Annotated in this window: 11 protein-coding genes; 7 read left to right on the top strand and 4 right to left on the bottom strand. The window is 72.7% G+C overall.

The features are described from left to right. Positions 1–179 precede the first annotated feature (179 nt). Both AB0M73_RS39565 and AB0M73_RS39560 read right to left on the bottom strand, forming a co-directional pair. Positions 180–3,101, bottom strand: a complete 2,922-nt coding sequence (locus AB0M73_RS39565) for an AAA family ATPase (protein ID WP_363902601.1) — start codon at positions 3,099–3,101, stop codon at positions 180–182. 173 nt (positions 3,102–3,274) lie between these two features. Next, on the bottom strand, positions 3,275–3,685 hold the full coding sequence (locus AB0M73_RS39560; protein WP_043722979.1) for a secondary thiamine-phosphate synthase enzyme YjbQ: 411 nt from the start codon (positions 3,683–3,685) through the stop codon (positions 3,275–3,277). Positions 3,686–3,767: 82 nt separating this feature from the next. On the opposite strand from AB0M73_RS39560, the gene AB0M73_RS39555 reads away from it, so the two are divergent. Both AB0M73_RS39555 and AB0M73_RS39550 read left to right on the top strand, forming a co-directional pair. Then, a complete protein-coding gene (locus AB0M73_RS39555; RefSeq protein ID WP_363902597.1) occupies positions 3,768–4,790 on the top strand; it encodes an aminotransferase class V-fold PLP-dependent enzyme in 1,023 nt (340 codons plus the stop codon). Between the two features lie 60 nt (positions 4,791–4,850). After that, complete coding sequence (locus tag AB0M73_RS39550; protein WP_363902594.1) at positions 4,851–5,567, top strand: hypothetical protein; 717 nt, start codon at positions 4,851–4,853, stop codon at positions 5,565–5,567. Between the two features lie 91 nt (positions 5,568–5,658). Here the strand turns inward: AB0M73_RS39550 and AB0M73_RS39545 are convergent, their stop codons facing one another. Next, positions 5,659–6,105 (bottom strand): ferritin-like domain-containing protein, encoded by a 447-nt coding sequence (locus tag AB0M73_RS39545; protein WP_363902591.1) that lies wholly within the window; start codon positions 6,103–6,105, stop codon positions 5,659–5,661. Beyond that, entirely contained in the window at positions 6,102–6,584 is a 483-nt protein-coding gene (locus AB0M73_RS39540) for a hypothetical protein (RefSeq protein ID WP_363902588.1), read from the bottom strand. The genes AB0M73_RS39545 and AB0M73_RS39540 overlap by 4 nt, the downstream gene beginning before the upstream one ends. Before the next feature lie 165 nt (positions 6,585–6,749). Here AB0M73_RS39540 and rimP point away from each other — a divergent pair, with 165 nt between their 5' ends. The 5 genes from rimP to AB0M73_RS39515 all read left to right on the top strand — a co-directional run bounded on the left by rimP (position 6,750) and on the right by AB0M73_RS39515 (position 12,330). Further along, on the top strand, positions 6,750–7,271 hold the full coding sequence (gene rimP / locus AB0M73_RS39535; protein ID WP_363902585.1) for a ribosome maturation factor RimP: 522 nt from the start codon (positions 6,750–6,752) through the stop codon (positions 7,269–7,271). Then, positions 7,268–8,281, top strand: coding sequence for a transcription termination factor NusA (nusA, locus tag AB0M73_RS39530; protein WP_363902582.1), 1,014 nt, complete (start codon positions 7,268–7,270; stop codon positions 8,279–8,281). Before rimP ends, nusA begins: the two co-directional genes overlap by 4 nt. A 10-nt stretch (positions 8,282–8,291) precedes the next feature. Next, positions 8,292–8,630: a YlxR family protein gene (locus AB0M73_RS39525; RefSeq protein WP_363902639.1), complete on the top strand. Its 339-nt coding sequence runs from the start codon at positions 8,292–8,294 to the stop codon at positions 8,628–8,630. Positions 8,631–8,744: 114 nt separating this feature from the next. Next, positions 8,745–11,966 carry a translation initiation factor IF-2 gene (infB, locus tag AB0M73_RS39520; protein WP_363902579.1) on the top strand — a complete coding sequence of 1,074 codons (3,222 nt, stop codon included), beginning with the start codon at positions 8,745–8,747 and terminating at the stop codon, positions 11,964–11,966. A 67-nt stretch (positions 11,967–12,033) separates the two neighbouring features. After that, on the top strand, positions 12,034–12,330 hold the full coding sequence (locus AB0M73_RS39515) for a DUF503 domain-containing protein (protein WP_363902576.1): 297 nt from the start codon (positions 12,034–12,036) through the stop codon (positions 12,328–12,330). Positions 12,331–12,339: the final 9 nt, after the last annotated feature.

Genomic DNA, 12,339 nt, shown 5'->3' with positions numbered 1-12,339 from the left:
ACCCTGACGGACCAGCGTCCCCATTTCCATCGTGGTAAACCACGACATTCGGTGTCCGGCCCGGCGTGACCTGGGTCTGAACGAGGTACGCCCAGGTCGGGGCCCATGTCCGCTGCGTGACCGTTTTTCCCGTGTTGGTCTCGTTCGGACAACGCGCCCGGGCCGGGATCGGTTGCCCGTCAGCTCTGGTCGAGATGCGGGCCCAGCACCCGGCCCAGGCCGCCGCGCGCCGGCACGCCGGTCTTGCCGAACACGCGGGTCAGGTGGGTCTCCACCGTTCTCAGGCTCAGCGACAGCCGCTCGGCGATCTGCGCGTTCGTGCGGCCTTCCACGACCAGCCGGGCGACCTCGAACTCCCGTTGCGACAATCCGAAGGGCAGCTCCTGGCGACGGCCCATCCGCGGCACGGGCACGCGCTGCCCGAGCCGCCGCTGCGCCTCGGCGGCCTGGGCGTGCAGCCCGCGGGCCCCGGACGTGGCGAACAGCTCGGCCGCGATGGCCAGCTGCTTGAGGCCGGCGGCGCGGTCGCCGGAGGCGGCGAGGCTCTGCCCGGCCCGCAGCCGCGCGCGGCCCTCTTCGAGGCGGTAGTCCAGGCTGGCCAACGTGTCCGCCGACTGCAGGGCCAGCTTGGCCGAGGTCGTTGGATCCGTGCCGCTGAGCGCGTGGGCCCGGATCAGGTCCGCGACCGCCACGTTGACCTCGTGGTCGGGGTGCCGGATGGCGTCGGCCCGGTCGGCCAGCGGCAGGCCCGCGCTCGGGTTGCCGGCGATGGCCTCGGCGTGGGCCATGGCCTCCAGGCAGATCAGCAGCAGCGTCTCGTCCCGCACGCCGCCGGACTCGAAGGCCTCGCACGCCGCCTCGACCGCGGGCCGGCCGGCCTGGAGATCACGGGAGTAGATCAGCACCAGGCTGCGCGCGCACTCGGACAGCACGGACCAGTAGACCTTGCTGGGCTGCTGGTTGCACAGCGCGCTCTCGCTCGCGGCTTTGAGCGCCGCGGGGTACTCGCCCGACCAGGCCAGGATCAACGCCTGCGAGGTGAGCGCCATCGTCTGCGCCTCGCCGGAGCCGACCAGCCGCGCGATGTCGCAGCCCTCCTCGGCCACCGGCGCGGCCTCGGCCAGCCGCCCCAGCCGCCCCAGCGCGAAAGCCTTGGCCGCCAACAGATACGCCAGCACGAACTGCTGACCCGTGGACCGGGCGATCTCGATCACGCGGTCCAGCCGGGTCAGGGCCTGGGCGTGCCGGCCGACCATCAGCTCGGCCCAGCACAACCACGCGGTGGTGTCCATCCACGGCGTGATCTCCGCGATGGTCAGCTGGGCCATCAGCCGGTCCACTTCGTCCAGCAGATCCAGCGCGCCCGGGATGTCCCCGGCGATGTAGGCCGGCATCACGCCCAGCGCCGCCGTGGCGAACGCCGTGGCCGGGTCGAGGTGGTCCAGCTTGCCCATCTCGCTCAGCATCCGCGCACACTCCGCGGCCTGGCCCGTGCCGATGTACTCGACGGCCAGCCGCAGGTACAGCGGAGCGGCCTCGACCACCAGCGGATTCGGCAGCTTGCGCAGCTCCGTGAGCAGGACCGCCTTGGCGGCCTCCCGCGAGCCCAGCATCCGCTCCATCGTGGCGCACAGCCGGGCCGCGATGGCTCGCCGCGCCAGATCCTCGGCCGGCAGCAGTTGCAGGGCCTCGCGCGCGGCCTCACGGCCCTCGCGGAGCTGACCGCTGCTCAGTTGGGCGTTGGCCAGCTCTAGCAACAGGTTGCAGCGCGTCGGGCGCGTGGCGTCGTTGTCCGGCAGCAGCCGCAGCGCGCTGCCCAGCCAGTGCGCGGCCGTCGCCGGCGCGCGTGAGACCACGGCCCGCGCCGCCGAGGCAAGCTCACCCACGGAGGCGAGGTCGCCGAACGGGGCCGAGTTCACGACGTGGTGCGCCAGCATCTGCGGCTGCGCGCCCTTGCCCCGCAAGAAGTGTGCCGCGCGGCCGTGCGCGCCCATCCGCCAGCCGGCCTTGGCCGAGGCGTAGGCGGCGTTGCGCACCAACGGATGCCGGAACCGGAACCGCGCGGCGTCGGGGCGCACGACGTCCCGCGCCACCAGCTCGTCCAGCGCGGTCAGGGCGTCGGCCTCGGCGATCTCGCCGGCTGCCGCCACCGCCGCCGGCTCGAACTCGTCACCGACGACCGCGGCCGCCTTGGCCACCAGCTGCCCGTGCTCGCTCAGGCTCGTCAGCTCCATCAGCAGCGCCGCTCGCACCGTGTCCGGCACCTCAGCCGTCATCGACGGGATCGCCGCGTTCAGCGTGTCCCGCTGCGCCGGCACGCTGCCGCCCATGCGGGACAGCGCCTCCAGGTAGAACGGGTTGCCGCCGCTGGCCTCGTACAGCTCCTGCCGCCGCGTGCGGTTGACGTCCGGGCCGAGCAGCTCGTCGGCCTCCTGCTCGGTCAGCGGCACCACGTCCAGCCGCACCCGCCGCGTCGGCTGGGCCAGTGCCAGGGCGGCGCTCAGCTGCGGGGAAGCCTGGCCGGGGCGGTAGGCCACCGCCACCACGATCCGGCCGCGGGGAGCGTGCCGCAGCAGGTGGTCCAGCAGCTCCACCGAGCTCTCGTCGGCCCAGTGCACGTCGTCGAGCACCAGCATCAGGCCGCCCGACTCGGCCAGCAGCTCCAGCAGGTTGCGCACCGCGCGGAACAGGCGGTAGCGGTCGGCCGCCTCGGCCGGCACGTCCGTGAGGATGCCGGCGAACACCGAGCCCAGCAGCCGGCGCTCGCTGTCCGACAGCCGGGTCAGCTGCCGCTCCGACAGCGTCTCCAGGTGGTCGTCCAGGGCGTCGGCCAGCGCGGCCAGCGGCGCGTCCCGCTCGAACTCCGAGGCCCGGCCCATCAGCGTCAGCATCGCCTTGCCGCGGGCCGCCGCGACCGCCTCGGCCAGCAGCCTCGACTTGCCCACCCCGGGCTCGCCCACCAGCTCCAACAGCTGGAAGGCGCCCTTGCCGGCCCGGTCCAGCGTCTTGTCCACCACGCGCAGCGCTTCGACGCGTCCGACCAGCGGCGTCCGGCCGGGGTCCTCCGCTGTCCCCCGGGTGCGTTCGCGCCGGCCGGTCACGGCACCTCGCAAGGGTGGGGTACGGGAATGAACATCGGCGTCAAGGGTGCCAGTCCTGGGCCGTTTCGGGCAAGAGACGGAAAGGCCGGGTTAACCCGCAATGCGAATTCACCGGACAATTCCGATGCCGCGTGATTCGTATCACCCTCGTATGGGGGAGAAGACGTTCGGCGTCAGCCCCTGATCATGGAGAACCGGACGGATCGGACCGGGTTGTCCACATTGGTGTCGACCAGGCAGATCGACTGCCAGGTGCCCAGCGCCAGCCGCCCGGCCAGCACCGGGATCGTCGCGTACGGCGGCAGAAGCGCAGGTAGAACGTGGTCCCGGCCGTGACCCGGCGTGCCGTGACGGTGCCGCCACGCCTCGTCACGGGGCAGCAGCTTCTCCAAGGCGGTCAACAGGTCGTCGTCACTGCCCGCGCCCGTCTCCAGCACCGCCAGCCCGGCCGTCGCGTGCGGCACCCAGACGTGCAGCAACCCGTCGACCGCTCCTTCCTCAGCCAAAAATCGCTCGCAGTCGCCGGTCAGGTCGTACACGACCTCGGCCGATCCGGTCCTGATCTGAATTTCCACACTCCGCACAGCAGTGAACGGTACTTTCGCCGCGCGTGCCGCGCGGCGCGACCTCGCATCCTCAGCGTGCCGGGCGTCGTAGGTTGGCGGTGTGCGCGAAGCCTTCGGCCAGACCTTCGACACCCCTGCCGGCTATCTCAACACCGCGAGCATCGGGGTCCCGCCCACCGCCGTCGCCGACGCCGTCTCCGCGGCGGTGGAGCGCTGGCGAGGCGGCGTGGACGTGCCGCCCGGGTTCGACGTCGATGTGGCGGCCGCGAGGACGGCCTTCGCGGCGCTGGTCGGCACGGATGCCGCCCGTGTGGCCATCGGGGCCAGCGCGGCGCAGTTGGTGGCCATCGCCGCCGCGTCCGTGCCGGACGGGTCGCGGGTGCTGGCGCCGGCCGGCGAATTCACCAGCACCACGTTCCCGTTCGCGGCGCAGGCGCACCGTGGGATCAAGATCACCGAGGTGCCGTTGGCCGAGATCCCGGACGCCATGCGGGACCACGACGTGCTGACCGCCTCCGTGGTGCAGTCCAGCGACGGCGCGTTGCTCGACCTGGCGGCCGTGCGTCGCAACAGCGAGGGCGTCACCGTCGTGCTCGACGTGACGCAGGCGCTGGGCTGGCTGCCGCTGAGCGACCTGGGCTGGGCCGACTACGTGATCGGCGCGAGCTACAAGTGGCTGATGGCGCCCCGTGGCGCGGCCTGGATGGCCGTTCACCCGGACGTGCTCGACCGCTCCCGACCCATCAACGCCAACTGGTACGCCGGCGAGGACCCGTGGCAGACCGTCTACGGCCTGCCGCTGCGGCTGGCCGGCGACGCCCGCCGCCTCGACCTCTCACCCACCTGGTTCGCCCAGGTTGGCGCGGCTGTGGCCCTGCCGTGGCTGGCGTCGCTGGACATGGAGGCCGTCCGCCGCCACAACGTCGGACTGGCCAACGACTTCCTCGCCCGCCTCGGCCTCCCGCCCGGCGACTCCGCCATCGTCTCCGTCGACGCCGACCCCGAACGCCTCGCCGCCGCCGGCGTCCGCCACTCGCTGCGAGCCGGCCGTGTCCGGCTGTCCTTCGCGCTGAGTAACACCCCCGACGACGTCGACCTCGTCTGCCAGGCCCTGATTCGGTGACGCGCGGTAATCCCGGCCTCCGAATCGTGTCGGAATCGGTCACCCGTTACGGTGCTGGTTGTGTCGGAGTCGTACCCCCAAGATCAGGCGACCTGGCGGACCGCCCCCGTGACGGCCGGGCCGGCTGACACCTCGCCGTTCCAGCTGCCTCCGGAGTTCTACGACGCGGAGCCCGCCGGCGGCGGCCCCACCCCGCCCGACCGGCGCAACAAGCTGCTGCTCCAGGGCCTGGGGCTGGTCGCCGTCGCCGTGCTGTCCGGGCTCGTGTTCTGGGGTGTGCAGCCCTCCCACGTCGCCGGCGTGGCCGAGGCCGCCTCCGGCCAGGTCAACAGCGCCGGCAAGTACACCTTCACCCGGGTCGCCGGTCCCGCCACCGACACCAACTGCGCCCAGCACGCCTTCAGCCAGACCCAGAAGTTCCTCCAGGAACACCCCTGCCAGCAGCTGATCCGGTCCCTGTACTCGACCGTCCTGCCCGACGGCACCGCCGCCGTGGTGTCCATCGTCGACGTGAAGATGCCCGACGGCGCCGGCGCCGAGCAGCTCCGGCGGATCACCAGCAGCGACAACACCGGCAACGTCTACGACCTGCTCAAGGACGGCGGCGTCGCGGTGCCCGGCATGCCCACCACCGCCCAGCTCCAGGACGGTGGCTACGCCGCCGCCACCACCGGCGACGTCACCACCATCGCGCTGACCGCCGTCGTCAACGGCCACCAGGACAAGCCCAAGCTCAAGGAGATCAGCACCGACGCCCTCCGCCTCGCCGGCAAGTGATGCAGGGAAGGACGCCTTACCCTCGTTGAACGCAGGGAAGGACGCCTTACCTGCATGGCGGCCCATGCAGGTAAGGCGTCCTTCCCTGCGTTCAGGGCTGGCCTGGGAGGGGTGGGGTGGAGGGGGTCTGGCCGGCGGTCTGGCGCCAGGTCATGGCGCGGACGGCGGCGTCGGTGAGGGCGTCCAGGGCGGTCTTGCGCAGCGCCGGGTCCATGGTGTGCTCCAGCACCGAACGCCAGGCCGCCACGGCGTCGGTCTCGGCCGACACCAGCAGCACGAAGGCCGAGGCCTGGTTGGTCAGCGGCTGGGGCGTCGAGTAGCCGGGCTCGGCCGACTTCGGGGTGGCGCCGGCCTTCTTGACCAGGGTGATGGTGGCGTCGCGGCGGGCGGTGTGGGCCTCTGCGCCCTTGGCCAGCGCGGGGTCGGAGGCGGGCGGCAGGAAGGCGCCGGCCAGGCCGTAGGCCCAGATCGCGGCGTGCTCGGCGGCCAGGGCCTGCTGGAGGGAGTCGGTCGCCTGGTCGGGCGAAGGGGACGTCACGAGAGCAGCTCCTTCAGGCAGGCGCAGCCGGCGACGACGGAGCCGACGAGCCCGGCGCGGTAGGTCGGGGCGGTCAGCGCGACCTGGCTGGCGGCGTCCTGGGCGGCCCCGAGCGAGGCGGCCATACCGGCGACGCCGGCGGCCTGGTCGGGGTAGCTGGTGCCCTGAGGAGGGCTCGACGGGGCCGCGGACGAGGTGGTCGGCGGCGGCGTGGCCCGGTCGATCTCCTTGCGCAGAGCGACGGCCTGGGCGTCCCGGTTGGTGGCGATGAGCTGGAACTTGGCGGCCAGCGCGGGGAACCTGCCGGCCAGCCCGCGGGCGGTGGCGGCGTCCTGCGCGGCGGCGTCGGCCAGTGCGGCCAGCGGGTCCGGCGGTGGCGGCGTGGTCGGCGTCGGGGTGCACGCGGCGACGGCGGGCGCGGCCAGGACCGTGAGCGCGCCGAGGCGCAGAAGGGCCCGGCGGCCGAGCTGAGGGGTCACGGTGAGTCATCTTGCCAGCAATCACCCGACCCACTCCGGTCCGTGTGCGTCTGGACGGCTCAGCGACGAGATACGCTTGGCGACCACGACCGGCGAACGGCATCGCCGGTCGATGTCGTCACGTCCGCGTGGCGACCGAGCAACAACGACCAGGGGAGTGAGAACGTGTCCAGCGCGCCGCGCGGGGAGATAACCGCGCAGCTCGAACCGGTCGTCCGGGATGCAGTCTCGGCGATCGGCTTCGATCTCGAGCTGCTCGACGTGCAGCAGGCTGGGCGTCGCCGACTGGTCAAGGTGGTGGTCGACGGCGAGCAGGGCGTCGGACTCGACGAGATCGCCGAGGCCAGCCGCGCCGTCGCGGCCGCGCTCGACGAGCACGACCACGTGCTCGCGGGCCCGTACACCCTAGAGGTGACCTCGCCCGGCATCGACCGGCCGCTGACCGCGCCGCGCCACTGGCGGCGGGCGAAGTTCCGGCTGGTCAAGGTGCGGCAGACCGACGGGGCCGAGTTCCTCGGCCGGGTCGGCCGGGTCACCGACGAGACGGTCCAGCTGCTGGTCGACGGCCAGCTGCGGGCGCTCGCCCACGGCGCCGTCGAGCGGGCCGTGGTGGAAGTGGAGTTCCGGCAGCCGCCGGTCGAGGATTTGGCGCTGCTGGAGCGCGGCTGTCAGGAGGAGTCCGAATGAACGTCGACATCGCCGCACTCCGGACCATCGAGCGGGACAAGGACATCCCGTTCGAGACCGTCATCGAGGCCATCGAGACCGCACTGCTGACCGCCTACAAGCACACCGAGGGCCACCGGCCGCACGCTCGGGTGGACATCGACCGCAAGTCCGGCCTGGTCCGGGTGCTGGCGCAGGACATCGGCCCGGACGGCGCGGTCGAGGAGGAGTGGGACGACACCCCGGAGGGCTTCGGGCGTATCGCGGCCACCACCGCCCGCCAGGTCATCCTCCAGCGCCTGCGCGACGCGGAGCACGAGCGCACCTTCGGCGAGTTCGCGGCCAAGGAGGGCGAGATCATCGCCGGCGTCGTGCAGCGGGACGCCCGCGCCAACTCGCGCGGCATGGTCGTCGTCCAGATCGGCGACACCGAGGGCGTGCTGCCCCCGGCCGAGCAGGTTCCGGGCGAGCGCTACGAGCACGGCGAGCGCGTCAAGTGCTACGTGGTCGGCGTGTCCCGCGGCGCCCGCGGCCCGCAGATCACCCTTTCGCGCACGCACCCCAACCTCGTGCGCCGGCTTTTCGCGCTCGAGGTGCCCGAGATCGCCGACGGCACGGTCGAGATCCCGGCGGTGGCACGTGAGGCGGGTCACCGTTCGAAGATCGCGGTGCGGTCCACGGTGCCCGGCGTGAACGCCAAGGGCGCCTGCATCGGCCCCATGGGCGCGCGCGTTCGCAACGTGATGAGCGAGCTGGCCGGCGAGAAGATCGACATCATCGACTTCTCGGAGGACTCGGCCACGTTCGTCGGGAATGCCTTGTCCCCGGCCAAGGTTGTCTCGGTTCGGGTGCTCGACGAGCGGGCCAAGACGGCCCGGGTCGTGGTGCCGGACTTCCAGCTCTCCCTGGCCATCGGCAAGGAGGGTCAGAACGCCCGGCTGGCGGCCCGGCTGACCGGCTGGCGCATCGACATCAAGTCCGACGCCGAGGTGGTCGCGCCGACCGGTCAGGTATCCGGTTCGGCAGAGTGAGTCCGAGGGGATAGAATCTTCTGTGGTTCGTCGTTCAGAACCGGCACCCCCGTCCACCGGTCCCATCCGGACGTGCGTGGGATGCCGCGCGAGGGCGTCGGACTCCGAGCTGCTGCGCGCGGTGGTCAGGGACGAGACGGTGGTCCCCGACCCGAGGCGCAGGCTGCCTGGCCGGGGCGCGTGGTTGCACCCCGATCCGGTGTGCCTGCGCGCCGCCGAGCGACGTCGGGCGTTCCCCAGGGCCCTCCGGGTCACGGCGGCGCTCGATCTCGCGGTTCTGACCGCTCACATCGAGTCGGTCGCGGCTGGGGGATGTGCGTCGCGGGACGACCCCGCGGTGGATGAGTAGAAAAGGCAGGTCGACCCGTCATGAGTCAGCCGTGAAGCTGAAGACATGATCGCGCGACGATAGGACGAGGTCGAGCGGGACTTTGCCGCCCGGCCTCCCTAGACGAGGAGAGCAGTGGCAGGCAAGGCCCGAGTGCACGAGCTCGCGAAGGAGCTCGGCGTCACGAGCAAGGAAGTGCTCAACAAGCTCGCCGAACAGGGCGAGTACGTGAAGTCCGCGTCCTCGACGGTGGAGGCCCCCGTGGCCCGCCGGCTGCGGGACGCCTACGAAAAGGGCGACACCAAGTCCAGGGGCGGCGCGCCGAGGCCCGGCCCCCGCCCGGGACCGCCGGCGCCGAAGACGGCTCCGGCCGAGACCGGTTCCGCGCCCCAGGGTGCGTCCACCCCCAAGCCGGCCGGCGCCCCCGGCCAGCGTCCTCCCATGCCCGGCCCGCGTCCGGGTCCCCGCCCCGGCCCCAAGCCGGCGGAGACCCCGGCCGCAGCTGAGGCCGCTCCGGCTCCGGTCGAGGCTGCTCCGGCTCCGGCCGCGCAGGCCCCGTCCGCTCCGAAGCCTTCTCTGCAGCCGCAGCTGTCCAGCCCGGCCCCCGAGCCGGCGGCCCAGCAGCGTCCGCAGCAGCAGCCGTCGCAGCAGGCCCCGGCCGCCGCGTCGGCCGGCCAGCAGGCCCCGTCCCGGCCCTCTCAGGGCCAGGGCCAGGGTGGCGGCCGTCCCGGCAGCGGTCCCCGTCCCGGCCCGCGGCAGCAGCCGCAGCAACAGGACGGCGGCTCCACGGTCCCGCCGCGCCAGCAGGGCCCCAAGCCCGGCCCGCGCGCGCCGCGGCCCGGCAACAACCCGTTCGGTGTGGGCTCCAACGCGCCCGCGCAGCGTCCGGCCGGGCCTCGTCCCGGCCCGCCCGCGCAGGGTGGCGGCGGCGATCGTCCGCGTCCCGGTGACGGCCGTCCGGAACGGGCCCCGCGTGGGGACCGTCCGTCCGGCGACCGCGGGGACCGCGGTCCCCGCCCGACCCCGGGCAACATGCCGCCTCGGCCCAACCCGGGCATGATGCCGCCCCGACCGGCCCGTCCGGCCGGTGGTGGCGGTGGTGGCCGTCCCGGTGGCGGTCCTGGTGGCGGCGGCCGTGGCCCTGGTGGCGGCGGCGGTGGCGGTGGCTTCCGTGGCGGTCCCGGTGGTGGCGGCGGCGGTGGCGGCGGTTTCCGTGGCGGTCCCGGTGGGGGCGGCGGCGGTGGCGGCGGTGGCTTCCGTCCCGGTGGGGGCGGTGGCGGCGGCGGTGGTTTCCGTCCTGGTGGCGGTGGTGGCGGTGGTGGCGGTGCCGGCGGTGGCGGTTTCCGTCCCGGCGGTGGCGGCGGCGCCCCGGCCGGTGGCGGCGGCTTCCGCGGTGGCGGCGGTCGTCCGGGTGGTCCCGGTGGTCGCGGCGGCGCCGCGGGCGCGTTCGGCCGTCCCGGTGGTCCCGCGCGTCGTGGTCGCAAGTCCAAGCGCCAGAAGCGTCAAGAGTTCGACAACATGCAGGCGCCCAGCGTCGGCGGTGTCCGTCTGCCCAAGGGCAACGGCGAGGCCATCCGGCTGCCGCGCGGCGCGTCGCTGACCGACTTCGCGGAGAAGATCAACGCGAACCCGGCGGCGTTGGTGCAGGTGTTGTTCCACCTCGGTGAGATGGTCACCGCCACCCAGTCAGTCTCCGACGAGATCCTGGAGCTGCTGGGCGGGGAGATGAACTACGTGGTGAACGTGGTCTCTCCCGAGGAGGAGGACCGCGAGCTGCTGGAGACCTTCGACATCACCTACGGCGGTGACGCCGGCGACGAGGACGACCTCGTGGTCCGGCCGCCGGTGGTGACCGTCATGGGTCACGTCGACCACGGCAAGACCCGCCTGCTCGACACGATTCGCAAGGCGAACGTGCACGAGGGCGAGGCCGGCGGCATCACCCAGCACATCGGCGCCTACCAGGTCATGACGCACCTGGAAGGCAACGAGCGCCTCATCACCTTCATCGACACCCCGGGTCACGAGGCGTTCACCGCCATGCGAGCCCGTGGCGCCAACTCCACCGACATCGCGGTCATCGTCGTCGCCGCTGACGACGGCGTCATGCCGCAGACGGTGGAGGCCATCAACCACGCCCAGGCGGCCGGCGCGCCGATCGTGGTCGCGGTGAACAAGATCGACAAGGAAGGCGCGAACCCGCAGAAGATCCGCCAGCAGCTGACCGAGTACAACCTGGTGGCCGAGGAGTACGGCGGCGACACCATGTTCGTCGACATCTCGGCCAAGCAGGGTCTGCACATCGACCAGCTGCTGGAGGCGATCCTGCTGACCGCGGACGCCGCGCTCGACCTGCGGGCCAACCCGAACATGGAGGCCCAGGGCGTCGCGATCGAGGCACACCTGGACCGCGGTCGCGGCCCGGTGGCCACGGTCCTGGTGCAGCGCGGCACGCTGCGGGTGGGCGACTCGATCGTCGCCGGCGGGGCCTACGGCCGCGTCCGGCGCATGGTCGACGAGCACAACGAGGACGTCATCGAGGCGACGCCGTCCCGTCCGGTGCAGGTGATCGGTCTGACCTCGGTTCCCGGGGCCGGCGACACCTTCCTGGTCGTGGACGAGGACCGGGTGGCACGGCAGATCGCCGAGCGCCGCCAGGCCCGCACCCGCAACGCCCTCAACGCGTCCCGCCGCAAGCGCGTCAGCCTGGAGGACCTGGACGCCGCGCTGAAGGAGACCAGCCAGCTCAACCTGGTCATCAAGGGAGACAACTCCGGCACCGTCGAGGCGCTGGAAGCCGCGTTGATGAACATCGAGGTCGGCGACGACGTCGAGCTGCACGTGGTGCACCGCGGCGTCGGTGGTGTCACGGAGAGCGACATCAACCTCGCCACCGCGACGGACAACACCATCGTGCTCGGCTTCAACGTCCGCGCGGAGGGCCGGGCCACCGAGCTCGCCAACCGCGAGGGCGTCGAGGTCCGGTACTACACGGTGATCTACCAGGCGATCGACGAGATCGAGCAGGCCCTCAAGGGCTTGCTCAAGCCGGAGTACGAGGAGGTGCAGCTCGGCCGGGCCGAGGTGCGCGACGTCTTCAAGTCCTCCAAGGTCGGCACCATCGCCGGCTGCCTGGTGATGTCCGGCGAGCTCAAGCGCAACACCAAGGCGCGTCTCATCCGCGACAACGTCGTGGTGCAGGAGAGCCTCACGCTCACCTCGCTGCGTCGCTTCAAGGACGACGTGACCGAGGTCCGCGAGGGCTTCGAGTGCGGTCTGACCCTCGGCAGCTACGGCGACCTGCGGGTCGGCGACACCGTCGAGACGTACGAGATGCGGGAGAAGCCCCGCAACTGATCAAGCGGCGTGCGGCGGGGGCCGGCTTCCGGCCGGTCCCCGCCGGCGTCCAACCATGGTGATGCGCATGTTCGTCGGTGCCCTCGAGTTGGACGTGCTGCTGGGCGACGTCCGCTCGCTCAAGGAGAAGCGTTCCGTGGTCCGGCCCGTGCTGGCCGAGATCCGGCGCAAGTACGAGGTCTCGGTCGCCGAGGCCGGTCATCTGGACCTGCACCGCCGCGCCCTGTTCGGGGTGTCGGTGGTCGCCGCCGACGCGGGGCACGTCAAGGATGTGCTCGACGCGTGCGAGCGGCTGGTGTCGTCCCGGCCCGAGCTGCAGGTCCTGTCCGCTCGGCAGCGGTTCCTCGGCCCCGAGGACGACTAGTTCCAACTG

The sequence above is a fragment of the Kutzneria sp. NPDC051319 genome, assembly GCF_040682195.1.
Classification (GTDB): domain Bacteria; phylum Actinomycetota; class Actinomycetes; order Mycobacteriales; family Pseudonocardiaceae; genus Kutzneria.
Note: the sequence above shows the minus strand (reverse complement) of the source record. Positions and strands in the feature narration are given on the sequence as shown.

Excerpts from the sequence above, each read along its gene's own strand:
- nusA (WP_363902582.1), top strand. The coding sequence starts at position 7,268 with ATGAACGTCGACATCGCCGCACTCCGGACCATCGAGCGGGACAAGGAC.
- AB0M73_RS39515 (WP_363902576.1), top strand. The coding sequence starts at position 12,034 with ATGTTCGTCGGTGCCCTCGAGTTGGACGTGCTGCTGGGCGACGTCCGC.